The sequence below is a fragment of the Microcoleus sp. D3_18_C2 genome (genome assembly GCF_036702395.1).
GTDB lineage: Bacteria > Cyanobacteriota > Cyanobacteriia > Cyanobacteriales > Microcoleaceae > Microcoleus.
The window spans coordinates 268,364-293,427 of the sequence record NZ_JAUBTG010000002.1 but is presented as its reverse complement, the minus strand read 5'-3'; the positions used below and the strand labels follow the sequence as shown (position 1 = coordinate 293,427).

21 protein-coding genes are annotated in these 25,064 nt (G+C 45.6%); 14 read left to right on the top strand and 7 right to left on the bottom strand.

The window, feature by feature from the left end:
- The first annotated feature begins 730 nt into the window (after window positions 1-730).
- A complete protein-coding gene (locus QUA88_RS02625; RefSeq protein WP_333054972.1) occupies window positions 731-3,898 on the top strand; it encodes an ABC transporter transmembrane domain-containing protein in 3,168 nt (1,055 codons plus the stop codon).
- A 170-nt stretch (window positions 3,899-4,068) separates the two neighbouring features.
- Here the strand turns inward: QUA88_RS02625 and QUA88_RS02620 are convergent, their stop codons facing one another.
- A complete protein-coding gene (locus QUA88_RS02620) occupies window positions 4,069-4,218 on the bottom strand; it encodes a hypothetical protein (RefSeq protein ID WP_333054973.1) in 150 nt (49 codons plus the stop codon).
- Between QUA88_RS02620 and QUA88_RS02615 the strand changes: the two genes are divergently transcribed.
- The 7 genes from QUA88_RS02615 to QUA88_RS02585 all read left to right on the top strand — a co-directional run bounded on the left by QUA88_RS02615 (window position 4,218) and on the right by QUA88_RS02585 (window position 10,957).
- Complete coding sequence (locus QUA88_RS02615) at window positions 4,218-6,026, top strand: HlyD family efflux transporter periplasmic adaptor subunit (protein ID WP_333054975.1); 1,809 nt, start codon at window positions 4,218-4,220, stop codon at window positions 6,024-6,026. The genes QUA88_RS02620 and QUA88_RS02615 overlap by 1 nt on opposite strands.
- 59 nt (window positions 6,027-6,085) lie before the next feature.
- Window positions 6,086-6,556 (top strand): HetP family heterocyst commitment protein, encoded by a 471-nt coding sequence (locus tag QUA88_RS02610; RefSeq protein ID WP_333054976.1) that lies wholly within the window; start codon window positions 6,086-6,088, stop codon window positions 6,554-6,556.
- A gap of 723 nt (window positions 6,557-7,279) precedes the next feature.
- Window positions 7,280-7,540: a hypothetical protein gene (locus QUA88_RS02605; protein ID WP_333054977.1), complete on the top strand. Its 261-nt coding sequence runs from the start codon at window positions 7,280-7,282 to the stop codon at window positions 7,538-7,540.
- Between the two features lie 109 nt (window positions 7,541-7,649).
- On the top strand, window positions 7,650-7,910 hold the full coding sequence (locus tag QUA88_RS02600) for a hypothetical protein (RefSeq protein WP_333054978.1): 261 nt from the start codon (window positions 7,650-7,652) through the stop codon (window positions 7,908-7,910).
- Between the two features lie 128 nt (window positions 7,911-8,038).
- Window positions 8,039-8,278, top strand: coding sequence for a hypothetical protein (locus tag QUA88_RS02595; RefSeq protein ID WP_333054979.1), 240 nt, complete (start codon window positions 8,039-8,041; stop codon window positions 8,276-8,278).
- 149 nt (window positions 8,279-8,427) lie between these two features.
- Entirely contained in the window at window positions 8,428-10,131 is a 1,704-nt protein-coding gene (locus QUA88_RS02590; protein WP_333270064.1) for a hypothetical protein, read from the top strand.
- An 85-nt stretch (window positions 10,132-10,216) separates the two neighbouring features.
- Complete coding sequence (locus QUA88_RS02585) at window positions 10,217-10,957, top strand: peptidylprolyl isomerase (RefSeq protein ID WP_333208756.1); 741 nt, start codon at window positions 10,217-10,219, stop codon at window positions 10,955-10,957.
- Window positions 10,958-10,975: 18 nt separating this feature from the next.
- Here the strand turns inward: QUA88_RS02585 and QUA88_RS02580 are convergent, their stop codons facing one another.
- Window positions 10,976-11,134: a hypothetical protein gene (locus QUA88_RS02580; RefSeq protein ID WP_333270062.1), complete on the bottom strand. Its 159-nt coding sequence runs from the start codon at window positions 11,132-11,134 to the stop codon at window positions 10,976-10,978.
- A gap of 432 nt (window positions 11,135-11,566) precedes the next feature.
- Window positions 11,567-13,762: a DNA helicase RecQ gene (recQ, locus tag QUA88_RS02575; RefSeq protein ID WP_333054987.1), complete on the bottom strand. Its 2,196-nt coding sequence runs from the start codon at window positions 13,760-13,762 to the stop codon at window positions 11,567-11,569.
- A gap of 97 nt (window positions 13,763-13,859) precedes the next feature.
- Between recQ and QUA88_RS02570 the strand changes: the two genes are divergently transcribed.
- Entirely contained in the window at window positions 13,860-14,144 is a 285-nt protein-coding gene (locus QUA88_RS02570) for a DUF427 domain-containing protein (protein WP_333037862.1), read from the top strand.
- 333 nt (window positions 14,145-14,477) lie between these two features.
- Here the strand turns inward: QUA88_RS02570 and QUA88_RS02565 are convergent, their stop codons facing one another.
- The gene (locus QUA88_RS02565) at window positions 14,478-15,143 is read right to left on the bottom strand and encodes an L-threonylcarbamoyladenylate synthase (RefSeq protein WP_333270059.1); all 666 of its coding nucleotides are present in this window, start codon (window positions 15,141-15,143) and stop codon (window positions 14,478-14,480) included.
- Between the two features lie 75 nt (window positions 15,144-15,218).
- Here QUA88_RS02565 and larC point away from each other — a divergent pair, with 75 nt between their 5' ends.
- Window positions 15,219-16,673: a nickel pincer cofactor biosynthesis protein LarC gene (larC, locus tag QUA88_RS02560; RefSeq protein WP_333270056.1), complete on the top strand. Its 1,455-nt coding sequence runs from the start codon at window positions 15,219-15,221 to the stop codon at window positions 16,671-16,673.
- A gap of 14 nt (window positions 16,674-16,687) precedes the next feature.
- Here the strand turns inward: larC and QUA88_RS02555 are convergent, their stop codons facing one another.
- On the bottom strand, window positions 16,688-18,043 hold the full coding sequence (locus tag QUA88_RS02555; RefSeq protein ID WP_333270053.1) for an NB-ARC domain-containing protein: 1,356 nt from the start codon (window positions 18,041-18,043) through the stop codon (window positions 16,688-16,690).
- A gap of 529 nt (window positions 18,044-18,572) precedes the next feature.
- Between QUA88_RS02555 and tftA the strand changes: the two genes are divergently transcribed.
- The 4 genes from tftA to QUA88_RS02535 all read left to right on the top strand — a co-directional run bounded on the left by tftA (window position 18,573) and on the right by QUA88_RS02535 (window position 21,325).
- Entirely contained in the window at window positions 18,573-19,901 is a 1,329-nt protein-coding gene (gene tftA / locus QUA88_RS02550) for a hormogonium tapered terminus morphoprotein TftA (RefSeq protein WP_333270051.1), read from the top strand.
- A gap of 37 nt (window positions 19,902-19,938) precedes the next feature.
- Window positions 19,939-20,412, top strand: a complete 474-nt coding sequence (locus QUA88_RS02545; RefSeq protein WP_333270049.1) for a D-Ala-D-Ala carboxypeptidase family metallohydrolase — start codon at window positions 19,939-19,941, stop codon at window positions 20,410-20,412.
- Between the two features lie 396 nt (window positions 20,413-20,808).
- Window positions 20,809-21,048 (top strand): hypothetical protein, encoded by a 240-nt coding sequence (locus tag QUA88_RS02540; protein WP_333270046.1) that lies wholly within the window; start codon window positions 20,809-20,811, stop codon window positions 21,046-21,048.
- Between the two features lie 61 nt (window positions 21,049-21,109).
- Complete coding sequence (locus QUA88_RS02535; RefSeq protein ID WP_333270043.1) at window positions 21,110-21,325, top strand: hypothetical protein; 216 nt, start codon at window positions 21,110-21,112, stop codon at window positions 21,323-21,325.
- 477 nt (window positions 21,326-21,802) lie between these two features.
- Here QUA88_RS02535 and QUA88_RS02530 read toward each other — a convergent pair whose 3' ends face one another.
- Together QUA88_RS02530 and QUA88_RS02525 are read right to left on the bottom strand one after the other, a co-directional pair.
- Window positions 21,803-24,151 carry a PhoX family phosphatase gene (locus QUA88_RS02530; protein ID WP_333270040.1) on the bottom strand — a complete coding sequence of 783 codons (2,349 nt, stop codon included), beginning with the start codon at window positions 24,149-24,151 and terminating at the stop codon, window positions 21,803-21,805.
- 372 nt (window positions 24,152-24,523) lie between these two features.
- Window positions 24,524-24,991, bottom strand: coding sequence for a hypothetical protein (locus QUA88_RS02525; protein WP_333054992.1), 468 nt, complete (start codon window positions 24,989-24,991; stop codon window positions 24,524-24,526).
- Between the last annotated feature and the right edge of the window lie 73 nt (window positions 24,992-25,064).

Below are 25,064 nucleotides of genomic sequence, written 5' to 3'. Positions count from 1 at the left end.
ATTCTACACTATTCCATGCTTTTGGAGAACCAATACACTGAGTGCGATCGCACAAAATTCCTTAAGCAGAGAAACCGATACTTTTAATCGGGGTTTAGATTGATAGTGATGGGTAGCGATAGTGATGGGTTTAGGCCATCACAGAAGTCACCCCCAAATGGAAGACCGTTATCAATAGCAAAACTTTCCATCTTACTTTAATCCGTTATATACCCAGACCAGAGGGTCAATTAATTGCTTGAATTGCTGCTACAAATTAACAGCCATCAATATTTCTTTACCACGATCCGGCCCTGGATTTCACAAACAAGCGTCGAAAATTGATGGTTTTTGAGTTGTGAATGTCAATTTCTGTGTATATATACGTATACCCGACACAACACCTGCCTCGCCCAGCTTCACAGAATCTTCACAAATATCCGTATAATTACTGTAGGTTTATAAAGATTACGTAAAGATTGCCCTTAAAGGTAGCCAAAACCACGATTCTGTAAGTTAAACTGAGAGCCAGCCAAAACCACACTTACGTAATCACCACAAAATCCTGAAAAAACGCAATTTTATATATCCTAAAGGCGTTGAAGGGATGCCGTAACTAAGAGGTGTTAATCGGACATATCGACAAACAGTTTGTAAGCCAACTAGGTTGCAACTAAACCAATAAAAATCGCTCATAACCGGGTTAGTTGCCATTCAAAAAAAATGAAACAACTTTTTGACAGGGTAAGTTATGAAAAAAAAATTAGGGGTGGGAAATCAACTTTTTAAAACCCCAGAAGCCTTGGAAAATTTCCCGGCTATTCAGAAAATTTTCGAGGAAGTCGGTGCAGGGCAGACTTTAGTGGCGAAATTAAATACAGCCTGTGAAATTTGCGAGTTTCAACTCGGAGATGAAATCACTCAATATCAAACATCAGATAGTAAAAATTTCCTTGAAAAAAAACAGAGCGATTCCCTACGGGATAGCTTCGCTTCACGCAATTTTTATTTAGTTTGCGAGGGAAGAGTCAGGCTGCTAGCGGTAGAAGCGTCGCAACAGCAGGAGATTTCGGCGGTGGTACTGGAAGTCGGAGCAATATTTGGGACAGATCACCTATTTATTGAAAGCGGACTGCCTTACAGGGCAATTGCGGCTGGGACTTGCCAAATCGGTCGAATTGCGGCCACCACATTGGAGCTGATTTTAGAAGAATTCCAGCAACTGCAACAGCACTGGCGGCAAGAATTTCAAGAGCGACAGCGGTTAATATTTTTCAAGACACAAACAGATTTGCGATCGCTCCCTCCCCACAAACAACAGCTTCTGTGGCCCCACTTAGTTCCTTACATAGAAGAAATCCGAATTCCTGCCGGAGTTTCCCTCACCGAGCACTGCCAAAACTCCAACAATCATTTTTGGCTCCGCAGCGGTCAAATTCAAGGTCAAGCACCGCCCATTCTCGGCAGTAACTGGGAACATTCAGACGTAAAGAGCGACTGGATAGCGGTAACAGACCTGATAATTTACCAGCTTAGCAGCGAACAGTGGGAAATCGCCAACGCCACAATTAGTTCCGAAAGCAATTCCCGCCCTAAAATCATCCGCAAACCTCCAATCTTAAGCTTAGTAACGCCGCCCCAAAAGGCCAGCTCTACCTCACAAACCGAGCCATCAAAATTAACCGCAGTTGCTCAGCAAAAACCCGCAACCGGAATCATCAGCTTTCCCAAACCCAAGCATCGGCGCTGGTTGAGCAGCAGACACCCATTCATTCAACAACAGAGTTCAGCAGATTGTGGAGCTACTTGCTTAGCCATGATTAGCGAATATTGGGGTAAGAAATTCAGCCTAAATTACTTGCGGGAATTGGCAGAAATCGGCCGCAGTGGCGCGTCGCTCAAGAGTCTGGCAAAAGCAGCGGAAAGGATGGGATTTCAAACCCGTCCCGTGCGAGCTTCTTTAACTCCGCTGCGAAATCAAAATCCCTGGATTGCTCACTGGCAAGGCAATCACTACGTGGCAGTTTATCGCTTTAAAAATCAACAGGTTTTAGTGGCCGATCCGGCGGCGGGCAAGCGGTGGATGAGCATTAAAACTTTTACCGAAAATTGGACTGGGTACGCCCTAATTTTAGACCCAACAGCGGAACTATACCGCAATCACACTGCCGAACATCAAGGTATCAAACTTAAAAATTTTGTGGGCATAGTCTGGCCCTACCGGGGTGCGATCGCCCAAATTCTGATTCTCTCCTTGTTGCTCCAATTATTTGGTCTAGTTACTCCCCTATTTACCCAAGTAATTCTCGACCAAGTGGTTGTCAGCAAAAGCGTAGTAACTCTGCACGTTTTTGCGATCGGGCTGCTGCTGTTTAGTGTTTGGCGAACGCTGTTGGGTGCAACGAGACAGTATTTGCTGGATTATTTGTCGAACCGCATTGACTTGACTTTAATTAGCGGCTTTATCAGTCACACTCTCAGTTTGCCGATCAAGTTTTTTGAATCTCGTCAAGTGGGCGATATCTTGACGCGGGTTCAGGAAAATCAAAAAATTCAGGCATTTTTGACTCGCCAAGCTATTACGGCTTGGTTGGATGCTTTGATGGCTGTAGTTTACATCGGACTGATGGTTTACTATAACTGGCGTCTGGCGTTGTTGGTGCTGGCGTTGATTCCGCCGATCGTGATTTTGACTTTAGTTGCAACTCCCTTTCTGCGAAAAGTGTCGCGGGAGGTTTTTACCGAAAGTGCCAAGCAAAATTCATCTTTGGTGGAAATGATTACTGGGGTAGCGACGGTTAAGGCAACTGCTGCTGAGCGAGAAATGCGCTGGCGCTGGGAAGACCAATTAACCTGCATGATTAATGCTAAATTTCGCGGGCAGAAGTTGGCGAATTCTTTGCAGGTGATCGGGGGTGGGATTAATACTTTGGGGAGTACGGCTTTGCTGTGGTATGGGGCAATGCTGGTGATTCAAGACGAGTTGACGATCGGTCAATTTGTGGCTTTTAATATGATGATTGGGAGCGTAATTTCTCCTGTGCTTTCAGTGGTGGGACTTTGGGATGAGTTTCAAGAAGTGCTGGTTTCGATCGAGCGTTTGGATGATGTATTCTCTGCCCAACCTGAAGAAAGCCCTTACAAGCCAATGCTGGTGCTGCCTCGCATTCAGGGAAACGTCAAGTTTGACAATGTTTCTTTCCGTTATTCTCAGGATGAGGAACGCAATACGCTGCAAAATCTTTCCTTTGAGGTGCAAGCTGGAGAAACTGTGGCAATTGTCGGCCGCAGCGGTTCGGGTAAGAGCACTTTGGTAAAGTTGCTGCAAGGTTTCTATTATCCAGAAAAGGGGCGGCTGACAATTGACGGCCACGATATTCGGCACATTTCTTTGCAGTCGCTGCGAGTTCAGTTGGGTGTTGTTCCTCAAGATTGTTTCTTGTTTTCGGGAACGATTTTGGAAAATATTACGCTGTATAAAAACGGAAGCGATGCTGCTTCTGCAAGCTTGGAACAGGCGATAGAAGTGGCGAAGCTAGCAGAAGCTCACGCTTTTATTCAAGATATGCCGCTGGGTTATCAAACTCCTGTGGGGGAAAGGGGAACGAGTTTGTCTGGGGGCCAGCGACAACGAATTGCGATCGCCCGCGCTCTTTTGGGCGATCCCCGGATTTTGGTTTTGGATGAAGCAACTTCTTCGCTGGATACCGAATCTGAGCGCAGGTTTCAGCAAAATCTCGCCCGCATTAGTCGCGATCGCACTGCGTTTATTATCGCTCATCGGTTGTCTACGGTGCGTAATGCCGATCGAATTTTGGTTCTAGACAAAGGCATTTTAGCCGAACAAGGCAACCACGACGAATTGATGGCTGAACGCGGACTTTACTATCACCTCGCTCAGCAACAACTGGATATTTAAGTCATTAGTCATTAGTCATTAGTTATTGGTCATTAGTCATTGGTCATTAGTCATTGGTCATTAGTCATTGGTCATTAGTCATTAGCAAGACAAGGCTAAAGATAATTTTCATATCATGTCCGATCGATTAACCATAATATCCCGGTCGGGCGGGTTTTTGAGATTGTCAATTATTGGCAGGTATTGTTGGTGAGGGGAGCCCCTACAAAAATCGCGATCGCTCGACCGGACATGATATCACTTACTTCTGACTCCTGACTGATAGCTCCTAACAACTCCCAACTGCCAACAGTCAACAGACTAATTTGGAGGAAAGACAATGTTTTCAGAAGATGCCAAAGAATTAGGCCACGCTCCTAACGAAATAGGCGAAGTTTATGGGGGCGTAGCTTCTAGGCAAGAAAACGAAATCCGAAAAAAAGAGCGCTCTTTAGAAGTTGTCGAATCTCAAAATCGCTCTTCTCAAACTCATGACGGTATCAATATTGCAAAATTACAGTTACGACAGCCTGATGCGAATAATTGGTCTACTTCTTTGCACTCGGTACTCGACCAGCCGCCAGTATCTTTTCCCCAGCGGTTGATATTAGGAGGAATGGTTTTTTCCGTAGCTTTTGGAGCGTGGGCAACTTTGGGAAAAATTGACGAGGTTGGTCATGCTCAGGGCAAATTAGTTCCCAAAGGCGCTGTTTACAAAATTCACCCGACGGAGACGGGAAAAATTATTAACCTCGCTATCAAAGAAGGTCAAAAAATCAAAGCTGGACAATTATTGGCGGAATTAGACCCGTCGAATGCCGAGAGCGAGGTGGAGCGTCTTGAGAAAATTCTGGACGCTTATCGGATTCAATTGATGCAAGAGATGAGTTCGATCGAGAGAACTCGACTGGAAGTTGAAGCGAGCCAAGCTATTGCGGCTGCGGACAAGCGGGGGGCTGAAGCTGCGATCGCCCGTGCTAGCGCTTCAGCGGCCACCACGCAGTCTCAAATCGAGCAATTGCAAGCAGATGTAGTGTCTCAGCAAGCGCGGCAACAACAGCTCAAACCTCTGGAAAACAATGTGCAAGACTTGCTCTCGCAACTGAAAACAGATATTAACTCCCAGCAAGGGCGGCGCGATCGGGTGAAACCATTGCAACGCAAGACTCAAGAATTGCTGGCCGGGTTGCAAGCAAAAGTGGTAGCTCACAAAGAGCGGATCGCGCGTCTCAAACCTTTGGTAGATGAGGGAGCACTGTCTAAAGACGTATTGTTTCAAGCTGAGGAAGCTCTGCGGGAAAGCGAAAATGCGGTGATTAGAAGCCAGTTGGGAGAGACAACTCAGGCTGACGATCGCGCCTTTGAAGTCGAGCAAACCGTTCGCGACAGGCAAAGTGCTGCCATCAGGAGTCAACTGTCTGATGCAACCGTGGTTAAGGAAAGGTTGTTTGAAGTCGAGCAAAATTTGCGCGATCGAACTAGCGCCATTTCTAGAACCCAAGGTGAATTAACTCAACAACTGGCAGAAGTCGATCGACTGCAAGCCGAAGCCGCCAGCAAACAAGCCGCAGCGCGCCAAATGCAGTTAGAAAAAGAGCAAAAAATTCAGCAGTTGGAAATGCAATTAAATCAAGTCAAATCCAAAATTGCCGAAACCCAAACCCTGCTCGATCAAGCAAAAAATCAGCTCAAACAAAGATTTCTCTACGCACCCGTCAGCGGAGTCATTTCCGCACTCAACGTTCACAACAAAGGCGAAGTAGTTCAACCGGGTCAAACTATTGCAGAAATGACTCCGAATCACGCTCCTCTGGTGCTGGAAGTGAGTTTGCCGAACCGAGAAGCGGGATTTGTCAAAACCGGAATGCCGGTGCAAGTCAAATTCGATGCTTTTCCTTATCAAAATTACGGCGTGATTCCGGGAAAAGTTTTATCTATTTCGCCGGATGCCAAAACAGACGAGCGATTGGGTGTTTTTTACCGGGTGGAAGTGAGTATGGATCGAGACTCAGTGAAAGCCAAAAACCAAACCTGGAAACTCAAAGCTGGCCAAACAGCTTCTGCGGAAATTGTCATTCGCCAGCGCAGCATAGCCGACATTTTGCTTGATCCTCTCAAGCAGCTACAAAAGGGCGGCATGAGTTTGTAGAACTTAGTTAAGTGGTTGTTGTCCTTTGTCACTCTTTATACACAAAACAGGATAAAATAATGAATTCCCAATTTCACCATTCTGCCAATCATTCCCAAGTTGGAATCAAACCAGAACAATTGGATGAGATAATTTCAGCCATCCTGGCAGGAAAGTATTCTTGGGCTTGTTTTTTACTTTTGCGGTGCACGGGTTACAACCCCCTCGACTATATCCCTTACCGTACTTCCAACCGCTTGCTTAAGGAAAACAGTCAAATCGGCAAGTCGAGTAAATCGGAAGCTAAGCCTGCATTGGGTAAAATTGCTGATTTAGATTATGTGGAAGTGGTGAGGGAAAAACGAGCCGGAGTTCGAGGGGGTTATGTAACAGAGGCTTTTACCGAGTTGCACTCAGATACCGCAGGTTTTGGACTTGAAGTCAAGGAAGGGCAATATCTCTCGATGCCGAAGGTTGAGTGTTTGCCAATTCCAAGTCAAGGATTTTTTGCGGGATTTAAGACGCGCTTGTTTAATTTGGCGGGTAAGTAATTTAGTCGAGAGATCGACAACCCGATTGCGGGCGTTGGGTGTACCAATTCTTTGGTTGACTCACCGCGGGCGATCGGGTTTTTGAGTGTCGAACATCCGCACTTCCGATAAATCTGCCAAAATGGCAACCTCGTGTGGCGATCGTACCTAATACTTTGTTAAGTAGGTCAACCTAAAAAAAGGGAATACCCAGATAAGCTGTTCGGCATTTAAAGGACTTGCGTAAGGTGCGTCAGCATCTAAGGTTTTCCGTTTCAGCGTAAGGGTTCACTCCTGACGCACCCTACTAGCCTCGTTACTGGTTTAAATGCTCCACAGCTTACCCGACTTCTTTAAGAAGTCGGGTATCTAAGATAATAACCTTTTACGTTGACTCAATCTCAAATCTCAAATCTCAAATCTCAAATCGGTTGACCTGTAATTCCTGCGGTTTAGCCTGGGCAGTCTTTATCTATACAAGTTATCAATTGAGCTAAATACTACAATCTTCCAGTCTCGTTAATAAACTCTAAAACGAGGCTGATTTTTGTATTTCAAAATACCTCGATTTTTTGTAGCTTTTGGACGAATAATTTACAAATATTCATGAATTTGAATTTACATTTTAATTTTCACAAATCTGCCAAATTGGCAACACAGCTCTAATTAGTCCAGATATATTAGGTACATCGAAAGCAAACAAGATTGCTTCGAGCAAGCACTTAACCAACAAGGGAAAAAACCATGATTATCTCTGACCTGAACCATGTCGAAGTTGTTTCCGAAGCAACCAGAATCGAAGGCGGTTTCACTGAATTTGATTTGATTGTCGGCCTAGTTTCATTCGGTTCATTCACTGCTGGCGTAGCAATTGGTAACGTAGCGGTAGCCGACGCTGGTGCCGATGCGATCGGTTATGGCTCATTTACCAAGGCTGCTACCAGCACATTTACGACTCCTTTTTCGAGTTCATCCGGTGCATTTTCCGTATCGGTTTCCGATTAAAAATTTGTCGCCAGTTGCTAGTTGAATAAGTCCGAACTGCTGGCAGCAAAACGATAGAATTACACAGTTTTTTAGTCAAACAAACCTGCAATAGTAAAGGCAAAAAACCATGATTATCTCTGATCTGAACCATGTAGAAGTTGTGTCCGAAGCAACCAGAATCGAAGGCGGTTTCACAGAATTTGATTTGATTGTCGGCAACGTTTCTTTCATTTCACTGACTGCTGGTCTAGCAATTGGTAACGTAGCTGTAGCCGACGCTGGTGCCGGTGCGATCGGTTATGGCTCATTTACCAAGGCTGCTACCAGCACATTTACGACTCCTTTTTCGAGTTCATCCGGTGCATTTTCTGTATCGGTTTCCGATTAGGAATTCAGTCGCCCGCTGCTAGTATAATTAAGTCCGCACTACTGGCAGCGGAACGATAAAATTACACATTTCTCAAGTCAAAAATACAGGCGTATCCAAGAATAATAATCAGATAAAGGTAAAAATCAATGAGAATTGAGGATTTGACATATTTGGATAAATTTTCTGACGAAGGCAATATTGTTGGCGGTTTTGCTTCAGTCGATATCAGTGTTTTTACCTCCGCGATCGGTGCATTCACCTCAACTGCTGCTAATTCTCAGTCTTGGGCAGTATCTTCGCCTTACGGTGGTTCTCTAGCGGTTGGTTACGGTCAGGTATTTGCGATCGCCTACACTCCCCCGTCATTTCCCAAGTTCCGAAACTAGATTCCGTGAATAATAGAAATTAAATAATTTTTATTATCTCGATAGGGTAATGAAATCAAAATAAAAATGTATAGCTCCATTGCTTTGACCCAGAGCAATCTTCAGTTGATTTATCCAGCTTAAAACAAATTTTAAGGAGATTAACAGCGATGCCTCAATTAGACGCATCTGCTCCTCCTACCCTAACGGTCGGTAGCAGCAGTCCAAGTGGCTCTAGCTTGTTAGCGGGTGGAACTGGTGCAAGTAATAGTGAACTTACTAACTATTCAGCATCTTCAGAACCAGCCCCAACAGCTAACATTTCTACTCCCAGCGAGGTTTCAGGAGGCAGCAGCAGTTCTGCCAAATCCACTTCATCCACTTCGGACAGCGGTGCAGGGAGTACAAGTAGTGCGACAGGTACTTCTCCAACGGGAGAATCTAGCAACAGCAGCCAAACAGTCTATACTCCGGGAGCCACCTCCAGCAGCGGTAGCGCTACAGCTACAGCCTCGGCGGGGGCTTCTCCGACGACAAGTGCCACAACTTCAGCCCCGGCAGCAACACCAACACCAACACCAACACCAGCACCAGCACCAGCACCAACACCTGCACCTGCACCTGCACCTGCACCTGCACCAGCACCTGCACCTGCACCAGCACCTGCACCGTTAGGAGACAGCAGCGGTGCCAGCAGCAGCGCGACAGCGACTTCTCCGACAGGGAACAGCAGCAGCAGCAGCACTCAGACAGCATCGACTCCCGGCGACACTTCTAGCAGTGCGAGCGCCTCAGCTAGCAGCGGTTTAGATGCTCCGCCAACTACTAGCGCCACAGCACCTGCACCTGAACCAGCACCAACACCTGCGCCCTCAGAGAGTAGCAGTTCGAGCGAAACGAGCTCGATCGCCAATAATCAAGGCGTTACTAACAACAGCAGCGCGACAGTAACTTCCCCCGCAGGCAGTAGCACTAGCACTCAGACAGCCTATACTCCGGGAGCTACTTCTGGGAGTGCAGAAGCAACCGCTGCTACAGGCGCTCCACCAACAACTAACATCGCAACACCAGCGCCAACACCAACACCAGCGCCAACACCAGCGCCAACACCGCCAACACCCTCAAATAATCAGGATGCGGGTACGGGTGGTGGTGGCAGTAGCGCGATCGCTTCTAATCCGACAGATAACAGTAACAGCAATAATTCGATCGCACTTCCCGGTAACAATGCCAACAGCAATGCTGAGACAACGCCGCCTCCAGAAATGATCGCCCCAGAAAACTATCCTGACGCATTAACTATCAGCTATGACAGCAATGGCGACGGATATTGGCTCGGCACCAACGAGAGCGATGTGATTACTGGCGATAGCGGGAGCGATCGAATTTTTGCAGGAAGCGGCGACGATATTGTCACAGGTAACAAAGGTGATGATGCGATTCATGGAGGCGATGGAAACGACACTTTGCGGGGAGGAAAAGGTCAAGATTTGCTGATTGGTGACAACGGCGACGATTTTCTTTGCGGCGACTTCGGCACCGATACATTGATTGGAGGTAGCGGCGCTGATACCTTTGCCTTTAGATCCGAAACAGCGAGTGCAGCAGCTAATCCATTGTTAGCCGATCGAGTCGTTGATTTCAATTTCGCTCAAGGCGATCGAATTGGGCTGACAGGGGGACTTTCGGTAACAGACTTGACACTCGTCGCGTTTGATACTGACGGTGACGGTACGACAGACGCCACTCTGCTTAAGTTTAGTTCAAATAATGGCGATCGAATTTTAGCTGTTGTTTTGGGAACAGTTAACGCAGCGGGTGCAACAACTTTGAGCAATGCTGATTTTATTAGTTTGCCAAATGACATCTTGTAGCTAACCCTTAACCGTTAACCCCAACTACCCCGCAGGAATCTTCGGGGGATGAAGTTAATAAATTCATATAGGTTGAGAGAGAAAGATGAAAGACTTTTACGGGCCAATGATTGAAGCAAGTGAAATCATCGAACTACTCAAACAAGAGATGCAATTAAAAACATTTAGTCAAAAGGTTTTGCATAAAAAAGTTATTGAGAAAGCAGCCAAGGAACGGGAGTTAACTGTGACTCCAGACGAAATTCAAGCTGTGGGCGACCAACTCCGCCGCGAGAAGCGTTTGGAGAAAGCGGCGGACACGATTGCTTGGCTGGTCGATCAGATGATTTCTGTAGAAGATTTAGAGGCCGGGATTCGCGATCGGCTTCTCAGCCAAAAACTAGCCGAACACTTATTCAGCAAAGAAGTAGAAAAGATTTTTGTTCAAAACAAATTGCAATTCGACCAAATAATTCTTTATCAAATAATTGTTGCCAACCCCCAGCTTGCTCAGGAACTATTTTATCAAATTCAAGAAGGAGAAATCAGCTTTTTCGATGCTGCTCACCTTTACGATATTGACGAAAATCGTCGGCATATATGCGGTTGCGAAGGCAAGGTTTATCGGTGGGGTTTAAAACCAGACATAGCCGTCGCCGTATTTAGCGCTCAACCCGGAGAAGTAATTCGTCCAATTGAAACAGAACTAGGATATCACTTGTTTCTGGTTGAAAAGTTTCTCCCAGCGGAATTAACCCCTGAACGGTATCAAGAAATTTTGCACAATCTGTTTAACGAATGGCTGGCTAACGAAGTCAACCATTTATTGTACACTTCTAAAGTGTAGAAACTTAATTTCTCGCCGTCAAAAACCCCTATATATAATTTTGCCAAAACAAAGTACAATGCTAAAACTTAGGGTACTTCTGGGTGAAGAGAGAGACTTAATATCGTTTCCGGCTGCATCAATATTATTCAATCCTTGGGGCTGTGCGTGAGTGTAAACAGTCTCATGCTTGTGCATTTAAATATTCCTCCCTCTCACGCACTCTACTACTTAGATAAAAACTGGTTTTACGAGGTACTTATAGCTCAATAAGGTTCAGTTAAAAAGGTATTTTATCGCCCTAGCAGCTCACGAAAATTGAGAACAAAAGAAAGTCTCGGCGATAGCTTCTGGATTGCTTCGTACCCTCGCAACTGCGCGAATCATAGCGAACAATGACACACTTAGCTAACCCAAGCTTACTGACTTATAGCCCTCTTAAAATCACTTGTTAAATTTAAGTTTTGCCCACCCCCTATACGCCAGCTAGCAAAGCCAAATGAAAAAAATATATCTGTTAAAAACGCCACTCTAATATATTATCCCAAAAGCTACTTTTTGCATTCTCATTTTTCCCTCCTCTCTATTAATTATCTGCGTCCATCAGCGTACATCTGCCTACATCTGCGGTTAAAAACCGACATAATTTTGCCGCCACCAAGCCCGCACAAACTTAATTTCCTCAAACGTATAACGTTCTTCCAGAAAATCATAAATTGCTCTCAGTTTTTCATCCCCCATAACTTCAATAGCGTACACTATCGCCTGCTGGCGTTCCGATTCTACCAACAAATTTATATCAACTTCCCGGCCCATTTCCATCAATTCTATCAGATGCCCAGAAATAGTATTAGGGCTCATCCCCCGCGCATTAGCTATTCCTTGAACAGTCAAACCTTGTCGGTATAATTCCCAGGTTTGCATCTGCGAATAAGACGCAACGTTGGAAAGATTTGGAAGATTAGCGACATCAGAAGATGCAGCACCACTTGGCAATCCTTGTTCTTGACAAAAAGTGCGTATTGCCTCCAAGAAAACCTTACCGTACTTATCTCGCTTGTTGCTACCAACGCCGTAAACTTCCTCGAATTCTCTGAGATTTTGCGGGCGTTTTTCTGCCATATCTCGCAAGCTTTTATCGGCAAAAACTACGTAAGGTGGCACAAATTGTTCGTCGGCAATTTGTTTGCGTAGTGTCCGCAGTATGCTAAATAAAGCTTCTACTTCTACTGCCAAAGACCGAACTTTCGCCTGTACTTCCCGTTGGGGTTCAATGGCGATTTCAACTGTGCGCTGACGTTTCATAATTTCCCAACTTTTTTCATTCAGTTTCAAAATGGGAAATCCGTCTGTTCTTTCCTCTAAAAAACCTTGATTTAACAGGGAACGACTCAATTTTTTCCAATCGTCTGCACTTCTATCTTTGCCAATTCCGTAAGTAGAAAGTTTGTGGTGCTGGTATTGCAATACTTTTTGATTTTTGGAACCGCGCAGCACGTCAATAATGTGATTCATGCCGAATTTTTCTTGGCATCTGGCGACGCAAGAAAGAAATTTCATTGCCTCAATCGTCCAATCTTCTACGGGTTTTTGGTTGCAACAGTTATCGCAAGTACCGCAGTTTCCGGGGAATGAATCGCCAAAATAACTTAACTGGATTGTGCGACGGCACTCGGTGGATTCTGCATAGTTGATTACTCGACGCAACTGTTGGCGGGCAATTCGTTGTTCTTGCGGGTCAGGTTTTTGCTCGATGATGTAGTCGATCATTTTGACATCGCCGTAGCCGAAAAATAAGCTGCAATGGGCGGGTTCGTTGTCTCGGCCTGCGCGGCCGGATTCTTGATAGTATCCTTCGAGATTCTTGGGTAAGTCGTAGTGAATTACAAACCTCACGTCTGGTTTGTTGATGCCCATACCGAAGGCTATTGTGGCTACCATTACTTGCACGTCGTCGCGAATGAAGCGGGTTTGATTGGTGGCGCGATCGACATCGTTCATGCCGGCGTGGTATGGTAAGGCTTGGATGCCACTTTGTTGCAATTTATAGGCAACTTCGTCAACTTTTTTGCGGCTGAGGCAATAGATAATTCCCGAACCGCCTTTTTTTTGGATGATTTGCAAAACTTCGGCAAAACTGTGTTTGGTTTTGGGGCGAACTTCGTAGTATAAATTGGGGCGGTTGAAGCTGGCGACGTGGATGTAGGGATTTCGCAGAGTTAGCTGCTGGATGATGTCTTGGCGGACGCGCTCGGTGGCGGTGGCGGTTAGTCCCATAATGGGAATGTCGGGATATCGATCGCGCACTCGCTGCATTTGCCTGTATTCTGGTCGAAAGTCGTGCCCCCATTCCGAAACGCAGTGGGCTTCGTCGATCGCAAATGCCGAAATTCCTAACTTATTTGCTACTATATCTAAAAACGGTAAAAATCTCTCACCGAGCAAGCGTTCGGGTGCAACGTAGAGCAATTTAATCTTACCTTCGAGAATTGCTGTTTCGCGCGATCGGGTTTCCTGAGAGCTCAAAGTGCTGTTGAGAAAAGTCGCCCCAATTCCATTATCCTGCAAAGCCTCCACCTGGTCTTGCATCAGAGCAATTAACGGCGAAACAACCACTGTCAATCCCGGTTTCAACAGTGCCGGTAATTGAAAACACAAAGACTTGCCACCGCCCGTCGGCATGACAATCATCATATCCCGTTTTTGTAAAGCAGCTTCGACAATTTCCTGCTGTCCCGGACGGAAAGAGTCATAGCCAAAAAAATGTTTAAGAGCTTGTTCCAGGGACAGTGGCACAGAAGATATTGGCGGATGAGACGCTGGCATTTGCAGTAGTTGGTTGTTGGCTTCTCAACTATTCTATGCCTTTTGAGCACAAATACAGTTACAATAATTGAGAATCTCAATTTAACCAGAAAAACAGATGCCGAAAGCAATTTGGAATGGTGCCGTTTTGGCCGAGAGCGACAAGTGCGAAATTGTAGACAACAACTATTATTTCCCCGCCGATGCCATCAACCGTGAGTATTTCAAAGACAGCAGCACTCACACTACTTGCGGTTGGAAAGGTGTTGCTAGTTACTACAATGTCGAAGTCGGCGGACAAGTTAATAAAGATGCTGCTTGGTACTATCCAACTCCAAAAGATGCTGCTAAAAATATTGCCGGATATATTGCTTTTTGGAAAGGAGTTAAGGTAGAGGCTTAGGTTTTTTCCGCAGGTTTGTTAGCTGGCGATTCCGACAGGCCGCCAGGGAATTAATTCCCTGGCTCATAGCTGAAGTCGTCTTAAGACGACTGTGGAAATTAGGGAGGAATAACATAAGTTGCGATGAGTTCAAATAGAAATAATATCTAATATCTACTGATAGCGATTGCTCCTATGATAATTGTCAATCCTTTAAAATATAGGACAGAGCTTAATTAAATTCAATACCATAACCGCTATATTTAACAGTCCTCTTTGAGAGGACTTTCGCTCTCTCGACGGGGGTTTTGAACCCCCGGCGGACTGTTGGAGAAGCGAAAGCATCCTCAAAGTTTAATCGTTTTCCCAAACGGCGACAGCTTCCGAACCCAAACCACGGCGAACAACAATCGGTTCGCTTTGTGTCAAATCGAGAATGGTAGAAACTTGATATCCCGGATCGGAACCGTCATCGACAATGATATCTACTAACTTTGAAAAACAGTCAAAAAGTTCAGCTTTGCCAAAACTTTCTGCTTTTTCTGCTGGCACCGGTGCAGCACCTTCATCATCGGTGGTAATGTGAGCGGATGTTGAAATAATTGGATTTCCCAAGGCTTCCAACATGGTAAAACAAAGCCGCTGGTCTGGAACGCGAATTCCCGTGGTTTTGCGCTTTGGGCTCATTACCAACCGTGGCACTAACTTGGTAGCTGGCAGCAGAAATGTATAAGGCCCTGGTATTAACCGCTTGATAATTCTGTATGCTTCATCGCTGACTGTAGCATAGTCGGTGATATTTGACAGAGATGAACACAGGAACGTTAAAGGCTTATCATTGGATAGTTGCTTGATCTGCCTGACTCGTTCTACAGCAGACTTGGAGTTGAGATCGCAGCCGATCGCGTAAACTGTATCTGTCGGATAAAGCATCACTGCCCCATCTTTCAGAGCTTTTTGAATTTTCTCGATCCGGTCTCTTTGGGGTGCAACTGGATGCACTTCGTAAATAGTTGCCATGTTAAGATATTGCAGGCTAAGTGGGCGATCGAAATATAGAGTGAAACAATCAATGCTGAAAATTAATTGTTAACAATGAATAAAATAGCTTATTTTGACTGTCCAACCGGCATTGCTGGCGATATGTGCATCGGAGCTCTCATCCACGCCGGCGTTCCTTTAGAATACCTAATCGAAAAACTCAATTTGCTCGGCATTTCGACAGAGTACCAGTTGCGGACGGAATTAGTCCACCGGAATACTCAACAAGCAACTAAATTTTATGTCGATTTAGCTGCGGATTTGGGGTTAAAACCTGAAAATCCCGCTACCGAACTCGATCCCTCAGAAACGGAATCCCCGACTTTCGACGCCCGCCGCCACCATCATCACGGGGAAGAACATTCTCACAGTCACGGCGAAGCAGATGCCGAAATTAGCCACAGTCATCACCGCAATTTGCCCGAAATTGAGCAAATCATCGTCTCTGCAAAATTGCCTCCGCGCGTGGAAGCCTGGAGTTTGGCCGTATTTCGCAAATTAGCAGAGGCAGAGGCTGCCGTACACGGTATCCCCGCAAGCGAGGTTCACTTTCACGAGGTGGGGGCGACGGATGCAATTATTGATATTGTCGGTACTTGTTTGGGTTTGGATTGGTTGGATATTCAGGAGTTTTACTTTTCGGCGATGCCGACTGGTGGCGGTACGGTGAAGGCTGCCCACGGCCGATTAGCGGTGCCGACGCCGGCGGTGATGCGGTTGTGGGAAACGCACCGAGTGCCGGTTTATAGCAATGGGATCGATCGCGAATTGTGCACTCCTACGGGAACTGCGATCGCCTGTACTCTAGCCGCTGCTTTCGGCCCGCCACCGTCGATGCAAATTCAGGCCATTGGTTTGGGTGCAGGTTCTCGAAACCTGGCAATTCCTAATATTTTGCGCCTCTGGATTGGGGAGAAGCAAGAGGGGGAGAGGGGGAGAGTGGGAGAGGGGGAGAGTGGGAGAGTGGGAGTGGGAGAGAGTGGAGGAAAGACGGGTAGTCATTCCCAATTCCCGATGCCCAATTCCCAATTCCCAATGCCCGATGCCCAATGCCCAATGCCCAATTCCATAGAAACTATTACGGTGTTGGAAACGCAAATTGATGATTTGAGTCCGCAGGCGATCGGCTATGTTTTCGATGCTTTGTTCGCCGCCGGAGCTCTGGATGTTTTTACTGCCCCAATTGTGATGAAAAAGTCGCGGCTGGGGGTTTTGTTAACTGCGATTTGTCATCCAGAATTTGAGGATGCTTGCGAAGCTGTGATCTTTCGCGAGACTACTACTCTGGGACTTAGGCGATCGACTCAACAAAGAACGATTTTACACCGAGAAATCCAGACAGTTAAAACCGAATACGGCGAAGTCAAGATAAAAGTTGCGAAGTCTGGAGAAACTATTGTTAATGTACACCCGGAATACGAAGATTGCGCGGAAATTGCCAGACTTAAAAATATTAGTTGGCGCGAAGTTCACCGCTTGGCGCTGCAAAGTTGGTACGATCGAAGTTAGTAAATCACCAAGGATTAAGCTATCAATAAGTTAAGTTTGTTTGTCATCAATTCTTGCTCAGCATTTTGGAATAAGCGTTCTCTGACATACTCGACGATCGCAGGTTGTAGCATTAAACTTGTCGATGCGGTATTGTCGGGCGATCGCCGATCTTCAATGAGCGATCGTTCAGCCAGCCCCTCCAATGCTTCCATCAGTTGCCTTCCAGAAACTTTGGGCAAAATTTCAGCTTTTAACTTCCCAGGAGTCGCTCCTTCTTGGTTAATTGCCAGCCAGTACATAATTTTTTGTTGCAGGGGAGACAAGCGATCGAACTGGCGATCGAGCAAATCCCAGAAATGGCTAAAAACAGTATTTCCTTGTACTAAAAATGCGTGAATGTCACCGCCAAAAAGTGTTTTAATAGTCGTTGCAGCAAGTTTGAGGGCGAGGGGATTGCCGCCAAAGTAGTTGACAATATCTTGACACTGCAATAGGGTTGCCTTTAATCCTTTATCGGCGATGATTTTCTGGCATACTGGCGGTGAAACTCCGAAGAGTTGGAGCGATCGCACTGGTAAATTTTCGCCCGATCGCACAGCAAACCCACCCGGTTGTTCTCGTCCGGTTAAAATCAGACAACTTTGGTGCGGTTCGTCAGCAATGCGCGCCAATAAATGTCGGTAATCCTCATACCCTTGTTGATATTGTCCGCTGCGATTTCCCCCTTGCAAAATCGACTCCAGATTGTCGAAAATTAACAAACAGCGTTTTTGCCGCAACTGTTCCATGAGAGCATCAATAGAGTGATTGTTTTTGGCTGATGAATTAGTTAAAATGGGTAAAATATTGCTGAGGATAACATCTAATCGCGGTGCTTGCTGCAAACTCCGCCAAATTACGTATTCAAATTGAGATTGAATTTGCTGGGCGAGTTTGACAGACAGAGAAGTTTTGCCAATACCGCCAATTCCAAAAATACCGATCAGACGAGTAGAATTGCCGCTAATCCAAGTTTCTAATGTTTCCAATTCCTGTTGCCGGTTGTAAAATTGGGAAACATCGATCGCTTCTCCCCAATCTTGAGTGCTGCTATCTGCTTCGCTAGCGTGCAAGATGCCCGCACTGCAATGCTGGTAGCGGCGCAAGACTGCTTGCAGATTTTGCTTTGAGATTTTTTCGCCGATGATTTGAGAGAGATTTCGCCACAAATGCGAACCGACTTTTTTGATATAGTCATGTTCGTAAAGTAAGCGATCGGCTATCTTTTGATAAGAGTGTCCCTCCCAAGTTTCCAGAAAGACGCGGGATTGAATGTCATTGAGTTTTTGCTTTTTGTTTGCGGATTGTAACAGACCATCAACTAGGGCGATCGCCTCTTGTGCTGTCATAGCGATTTTGATCTATTAAGTAAATTTATTTATGTTTCATGACGGCGAGTTCCTTTTCAGGAAAGAAAACAAATTGACTGAATTAACCGCAAGGTAATCCCTTTTATACTTGGCGGTTGAAACCGATACTACACAAGCTTTTGTTGGTCTTCTGATAGTGAGAAATAAGGGGATGTTTAACCCGGATTTGGGATGAGGTTAATTGCACAATCTCAGATATCAAATCTCAAATCGATTGAGGATTTACGTAAGTTTACAAAAGCTAGTCACTTTTTCTCACCGACAGGGCGATCGGGGTGGTTTATTCTTTGAGTTAAGGCAGAGAACAAGTTGTTCAGACTGTTCGGAGTTAAACCGCAGATGTGCGAGATAAGTCGATGGGGAAGACTATTGTACTGCAACTTGTTAGTGCTGGAACTTGGGAAAAAATACTAGAGGCAGTACCCTAGATTTACTTAATTATCTGTGATGTCTAGCTATCGAGTTGCAGAAGACTAAAAAAGCAAAAATATTAACGAGAGGTGAATAAATGGGACGTATCTTTATTTCGGCCGGTCATTTTACTGGAGACTCAGGAGCGCCATCAGTCCTAGGTACTAAAGAAGCAGACGAGATGATCCAAACTCGTGACTTACTCCTACAAGAACTAAAATCTCAAGGATTAACAAGAGACCAAGATTTCTTCTCTGTTCCTGATACAATTGATCTTAGTCCGTCAATCAACTGGATCAATGGTCGGAGTCGGAGTGGTGATATTGCAGTTGAACTCCACGGGAATTCTGCTATTGCTTCTGCGCGGGGAGCAGAATCTTACTATGTTGATGGCAACAATCAACGAAAATCTGATGCAGAAAAGCTTGTTAATGCTCTGGTTGCAGCCGTTCCTGGACTCAGAAATCGGGGAGCTAAATCAGACAACCAAAGTCAACATCCACGTCTAGCTTTTTGTAGAGATGTGGATATTCCTTCTGTGCTTATAGAATTATGTTTTCTGTCAAGTCGCGAGGACATGAATCTTCTCACCAATCAACGTGATAAGTTTGCTAAAGGACTCGCAGATGGACTCTTACAGTGGAGCGGTTTGAATCCTGTTATTCCACCAACTCCTTTTCCCACCATCGATATAGAAATTAATGGTCAACGCTATGAAGAGCCAGGGCTTCTCGTCAATGATAATTCCTTTATTCCAATCGATTTAGCCGATAGACTGGAAATTAATTTAGCTGAACTAAACAGTGTTCGTCGTATCAATCAAAACGGTATTGTCTTTATCAAAGCTGTAGAACTTCAGCCGTTTAATGTATCAGTCAACTGGAATAGTACGACTAGGACTATTATTCTTACAACAGTAACTTTTCCAAGACAAGCTGTTTCAGAACGCATTATGAGCCGTGGAAGTGCTGCAGAAAATCAACTAAAAAGTTTACTGCAAGCAAACAATTCAGATGCATTGACTCAATTTCCAGATTTGCCGAGACTTTACATTGAAGAGTCTGCCATTGAGGGAGTAAATCACAATATTGCCTTCTCTCAAATGTGTCTGGAAACGGGTTATCTAAACTTTGGTGGTGACGTAGAACCTAGCCAAAATAACTTCTGTGGTCTTGGTGCAAGTGGAGGAGGAGTCAAAGGAGCTTCTTTCCCTAACGTAAGAACGGGAGTTAAAGCTCACATTCAACACCTCAAAGCATATGCAAGTCAAGATCCTGTTGTACCGCCCATTGTCGATCCTCGTTTTAATCTGGTTCAAAGAGGTATCGCTCCTATGGTTGCTGATTTAAGTGGACGTTGGGCAACAGAGAAAAGTTATGGTAATAAAATTTTAGCAATCCAAAGGCGACTTCTTGGTATTGTTTAAGGCATTATCAGCATATATAGGGAGTAGGTGGGATTAAATGATAGATCTCAATGTAAATTTGACTACAAACTTTCGCCTTTGGGAGTTAGTTAAGTCTTCAACAGCAGATCGGTTAGGAATTGATAATACTCCTAATGCAGAAGAGATTGGAAATCTTCGGAAACTGTGTGAAAAGATTCTTCAACCTGCTCGTGATGCGCTAGGTCCCATAAAAATATTATCTGGGTTTCGCTCAGAAAAAATCAACAAAGCCGTAGGGGGCGTTAGTAATAGTGATCATCGACTGGGTTTTGCAGGAGATGTAATTCCGGTTAGTGTCAGCACAAGGAAATTAGCAGAATGGGTGGCTCAAAACTGCCCAGAGTTCGATCAGGTTATTCTTGAATTTGGTAAGCTTGACAATCCTAACTGGATACACCTTAGTGCTGCTCCGCGCAACCGCAAGCAAGTTCTGAGAGCGACTCGTGAAGATGGGGAAGTTGTTTATCGTCCTATTGCATTGTTCAGTTAAGTCCCCACAAGTTTAAAGAGGAGAAGCGTGGTGTTCTAACTGTTGTAGGAGCGATCGCACCTGACCCCTTCATCTCCTCACCAAATAACGGGACATGAAGGTTGCAGGTGCGATCGCCCTTTCCCCTAATTCGACAATTTACGCATTTACAGAACTTTACACTGGTCACTTTTTCTCACCGGCAGGGCGATCGGGGTGATTTATTCTTTGAGTGAAGTCAAAGCAAAACTTGTTCAGACTATTCAGAGTTAAACCGCAGATGTGCGGTATAACCTGACTAAGAAAAGTATTGTGCCGCATCTGCGACACAATTATAAGTTCGACTGCTTTAGCTTTCGGTTGAGATGTACTTCAGAGTTTTCTGTTCGAGTTGAATCTAAAATATGAGGCTTTGTTATGTGGTTATTCAAGCAGATTAGGCAAGAGCCAGTTTTATTTCAGGGACTTATTCAAGCACTTTTTCCCGTGCTAGTGGCTTTCGGTGTTCTTAAGTTGCAGGAGAGTCAGTTAGGAACTTTATATGCTTTCACTGCTGCATTGCTATCCTTTCTTACCCGCCTTCAAGTAACTCCTCTTTCAAATCCCAGAGATGATGCTGGCAATCGACTAGCTCCTAGACCCAGTAGTGATTCATGACTGAAAGATAGGTTGAGCGGTGCGAACTCCAAGCTATATTAAATTGTAATTGGTGAATGCCATGCAAGCCAAACTTCTGGAACAACTTTCCCTCGCTGATGCCGAAATTATTTTAGGACGCTTGCCCGATCGAATTCAAGCCGCTCTAATTGCTCGTGCTGCTGAAATTGAATACCCGATCGCAGCAGTTATTGAGATGGCAATCGCCAGTTTTCAAGGGCACAGAGGCATTAGGTTTTGTAGATTGCAAACCAGGACGCGGGCAGTAAAATTATAAAATATTTTAGAAGGCCGATCGCACCTCATCCCCCCTTCATTCCCTCGTCAAATAACAGGAAATGAAGGTTGCAAGTGCGATCGCCCTTTCCTCTACCTCGACAACTTACCAATTTACAAAGCGTTACAAAACCATGTCACTTTCTGGCTGGAAAATTACTGTTGTATCCGCAGATAATAAGTACGTAAAAATCCCTAGCTCACAATAGGGCGATCGTCCTACCTTTCTGATTCTTGCGAGTAAAAGGTATATTTACACTTTATTGTAGCTTACACAGGTAGATTCGAGCTATTCTAGAAACATACTTGATTCCCGATCGCATTATGGTTGCCTTACGCGATCGCCCATCACTGAGATATTGCACCATTCTTAATAAGCTTTTATGAACAGGCTTTTCGGCCTGTTCCACAAAGAGTGAATTTTCTTGTGGAACAGGCCGAAAAGCCTGTTAAGCGAGAATGGTGCAAGATGTGAGATTTAAACAAACTGGCCCGTTGGAGTCGATCGCACCCGACGAATTCCAATCACCGACGGCATCGGCGAACGACGCCGATCGTTCTCAATATTGCTAGGCCACAAACTGCCGCGAGACACACTCCGAGTCTGATTGAAAACAGCACCGTTCAAATCCAACATTTCAATTTGCCGACTCAGTACAGTACCATCATCGATCGGGCAATCTTCCCCCGGATGCTGCACCGAAAGCAACAGCGTATCTCCCACAAAAGTCGGCCCCGTCATTTCGCACCGATTCGGGCCGTAAGCAAACGGAATTACTGTTCCTGCATTCGGCCCAGAAGTCGGAATATAAAAGAGCCAATTGTTGCCGAAAACTCCAGTAAAATCTGACACATTTCCAGTCTTTTTATGGTCGATCGTCGTTGGCTTTCCACTCGCACCTACATCAAAACCGTTGTGCGTGCTCGTAGACATATCAGTCACGCCCCAAACATTGCCTTGAGTGTCAAAAGCCAAATTGTCTACACTAGCAAATCCCGCCCCAGCTACCGAACCCGCTTCTCCACCTTGAGCCAAACGCTGCCAGCGGAACGTCAAACCCGCACCGTCGGGACTGTCTTCAATTATTTTGTAAAGTCCTCCCGACTGCTGATTGCTGTTGACTGCGCTACCGTATTTAGCAACATTAAAAATGCGAGAATCTGGATAGCCGTCGCTTCCCGGTGCGCCGTCAGTATAAGCAATGAAAACTTCCTTCGTAGTAGGATTAACTTCCAAATCTTCCGGCCGCGCCGTCGGAGTGCCACCAATCAAATTAGCAGCTAAGAAAGCATCAACTAAAACCGCGCCTTGGCTGCTGTAGAAATTAGCCAGAGTTTTATTTTGGTAGCCCGAAATTGCTGTTGCTTCATTGGTTGTATCTACTACAAAAGAACCGCCGTCTTCGGTTTGACCAGCAATTCCGGCGCGTTTGGGCAAGCGAGTAGCGGCATCTCTTTGAGCTTTGCCAAAACTTGCTAATTCCGCCTCGCCAACTCTAGAAGGACGCACCGGATTTGTCGGGGTATTTAATGTCAGTGGCAGCCATCTTCCAGTACCGTTGCGGTTATATTGGGCAACGTACAAAACCCCATCTTCAAACAATCGGCTGTTGTTTTTATCTGCGGGATTGGTGACATTACCGTTGCTGACAAATTTCCAGGTGTGTCCGCCGCGCCGATCGTCCCCCATGTAGCCTATTAACTTGCGGCCTGCTTCAGCGCGAATCGCGACGTTTTCGTGGCGGAAACGGCCCAACCATGAGTGCTTCCGGGGGCGGAAACTTGGATCTAGGGGATCGACTTCTACCATCCAGCCGTATTTTTCGCCGACTAAGCCAAATTCCTCACCGATAGTGCCCTTGGCGTAGCTGGTTTGGCCACCGTTGGGTTTGACGTTTTCCTGAACCCCGACGAAAAATGCTTCGCTACCTTGGAAGTTTTCTTCGGCGGAGAGGATTGTTCCCCAAGGGCTTGTGGCGCCGGAACAGTTGTAGGCTGTACCGATGATGCGGTTGCCGAGTCCGTCGGTGTTGACTTGCGCGAAGACTTGGGTAGCTGCAGGGCCCGTGCCGATGAGGTAGTTGTCGTCCCCTTGTCTGGTTCCCCAGGAGGTGACATCTTTGTATTTGTCGGTACGCTGGCTGTTGATTCCGAGGCCGGAAAGTCCGTGAATACGGCGGTTGAGGGGGTCGCCGGCGATCGCCTGAAATCTGCCGTTGGCTTGTTTGGTGATGCGGACGATCGAACCACCGAGATTGTACAGGAATTCGCCGATGGTATCGCGATTCTTTACGGATAAGTCTATACCGAGGACGGCGCGCTCGGTTGTTGGAAATGATGCCAAGTCTGACGGGGTATCGGGTGCCTCTTTCGACATTGGGAAGGATACGTACTCGTGGTTAACCCAGAGATAACCGTCGTCATTGCTGCCGCGAAGGCCTACAAAGCCGGTGTAGTCGCAGTTGTAGCCGAAATAGTCTGCCGGATTGGGAAAAACTCGATCGCCCCAGCGGACAATCACGTAACGTTCGTATTCCGGCGGCACAACCACATCGTCAACAATGCTGTAACTCGTTAATCTAGTATCCTGTGAGGCAGCCATCACAGTTCCCTGTCCGTTTAAGCCCATCGGCATAAAGCTGGACAATTCTCGATAAATCGGCAGCGGGTGGGGAAGTCTTAACGGAGTGAAAGATAGCGGAACTACAGCTTCGGCCGAGGTGGAATTGATGCCGAATAGTGTTTTAGTTACTTGAGGGGCAAGCACAGTGGTAGCTGCACTGCTGCCGAAGAAAATTAGCAGTTGTCGGCGAGTTATTTTAGACATAAATTCCTGTTCAGCCCAACTTCCCTAATCAGATGATTCCGTATGAAACTATATCACTGTTCAATTAAGGGAAGTTAACCTGAAGGTTAATTAACATTGGGAGATATTTAGGTTAACAACAAGTTAAAAATAGGAAATTATAGCAATCATAAATCATTTGTGAATTTCTTACTCCCTCCCCTTGATAAGGGGAGGGTTGGGGTGGGGTAAAAATTTCACGAGTCATTTAGGATTGCTATAGTATGAGAGAGATATTTAGGAAAAAATATCTATCCGTGTATCCGTGATTTCCGTGTCGTGCTGTTGGTTATTTGTTATTTGTTATCTGTTACCAATGCCCGATGCCCGATGCCCCATGCCCGATGCCCGATTTCAATCATCTCGAAAACCTGGATCATTTTCTCTGGAGGTCGATCGACTAGGCGCAGGTACATTCCTCACTTGCGAAAATCCAGAATTTGGGGACGAAATACCGCCGTTTCTGAATCCCAGCAGCAATTGAGCATCGGCAAAATATCTAGTCCACTGTTCGATTCTCGCATCTTGTTGCCAGTCGCGACGGGATACTCTCGATCGCAAAACTGGAACTCTTTGTCGGCTGCGATCGGCTGTAATAATGACTGTAACTTCTGTTAATGCCGGATTTTCTTGAAACTCGCGGGCGATCGACTCTTTCGCTAAATCTTCCGCCTGCTGCACTAAACTCGCAAAAGATTGACTACCGTCCGAATCTAGGGTAAGGTAGCGCTCTTTTGTTTCAGCCAAACCTATTGATATACTTGCTGTTAAACTGATAATTGCTAGAATGACAGCCGACAATAAGCGTAGGTACAAATTCATTATGTTTGAAACTAAATACTAACACTTGTCAATAATAGTTAATAAAATTTAACATACTGTTAAGCTTAAATTA

Bases quoted from the DNA above. Each gene is read 5' to 3' on its own strand.
- QUA88_RS02625 (WP_333054972.1), top strand. From the start codon at position 731: ATGAAAAAAAAATTAGGGGTGGGAAATCAACTTTTTAAAACCCCAGAA.
- QUA88_RS02615 (WP_333054975.1), top strand. From the start codon at position 4,218: ATGTTTTCAGAAGATGCCAAAGAATTAGGCCACGCTCCTAACGAAATA.
- QUA88_RS02610 (WP_333054976.1), top strand. From the start codon at position 6,086: ATGAATTCCCAATTTCACCATTCTGCCAATCATTCCCAAGTTGGAATC.
- QUA88_RS02605 (WP_333054977.1), top strand. From the start codon at position 7,280: ATGATTATCTCTGACCTGAACCATGTCGAAGTTGTTTCCGAAGCAACC.
- QUA88_RS02600 (WP_333054978.1), top strand. From the start codon at position 7,650: ATGATTATCTCTGATCTGAACCATGTAGAAGTTGTGTCCGAAGCAACC.
- QUA88_RS02595 (WP_333054979.1), top strand. From the start codon at position 8,039: ATGAGAATTGAGGATTTGACATATTTGGATAAATTTTCTGACGAAGGC.
- QUA88_RS02590 (WP_333270064.1), top strand. From the start codon at position 8,428: ATGCCTCAATTAGACGCATCTGCTCCTCCTACCCTAACGGTCGGTAGC.
- QUA88_RS02585 (WP_333208756.1), top strand. From the start codon at position 10,217: ATGAAAGACTTTTACGGGCCAATGATTGAAGCAAGTGAAATCATCGAA.
- QUA88_RS02580 (WP_333270062.1), bottom strand. From the start codon at position 11,134: ATGCACAAGCATGAGACTGTTTACACTCACGCACAGCCCCAAGGATTG.
- recQ (WP_333054987.1), bottom strand. From the start codon at position 13,762: ATGCCAGCGTCTCATCCGCCAATATCTTCTGTGCCACTGTCCCTGGAA.
- QUA88_RS02570 (WP_333037862.1), top strand. From the start codon at position 13,860: ATGCCGAAAGCAATTTGGAATGGTGCCGTTTTGGCCGAGAGCGACAAG.
- QUA88_RS02565 (WP_333270059.1), bottom strand. From the start codon at position 15,143: ATGGCAACTATTTACGAAGTGCATCCAGTTGCACCCCAAAGAGACCGG.
- larC (WP_333270056.1), top strand. From the start codon at position 15,219: ATGAATAAAATAGCTTATTTTGACTGTCCAACCGGCATTGCTGGCGAT.
- QUA88_RS02555 (WP_333270053.1), bottom strand. From the start codon at position 18,043: ATGACAGCACAAGAGGCGATCGCCCTAGTTGATGGTCTGTTACAATCC.
- tftA (WP_333270051.1), top strand. From the start codon at position 18,573: ATGGGACGTATCTTTATTTCGGCCGGTCATTTTACTGGAGACTCAGGA.
- QUA88_RS02545 (WP_333270049.1), top strand. From the start codon at position 19,939: ATGATAGATCTCAATGTAAATTTGACTACAAACTTTCGCCTTTGGGAG.
- QUA88_RS02540 (WP_333270046.1), top strand. From the start codon at position 20,809: ATGTGGTTATTCAAGCAGATTAGGCAAGAGCCAGTTTTATTTCAGGGA.
- QUA88_RS02535 (WP_333270043.1), top strand. From the start codon at position 21,110: ATGCAAGCCAAACTTCTGGAACAACTTTCCCTCGCTGATGCCGAAATT.
- QUA88_RS02530 (WP_333270040.1), bottom strand. From the start codon at position 24,151: ATGTCTAAAATAACTCGCCGACAACTGCTAATTTTCTTCGGCAGCAGT.
- QUA88_RS02525 (WP_333054992.1), bottom strand. From the start codon at position 24,991: ATGAATTTGTACCTACGCTTATTGTCGGCTGTCATTCTAGCAATTATC.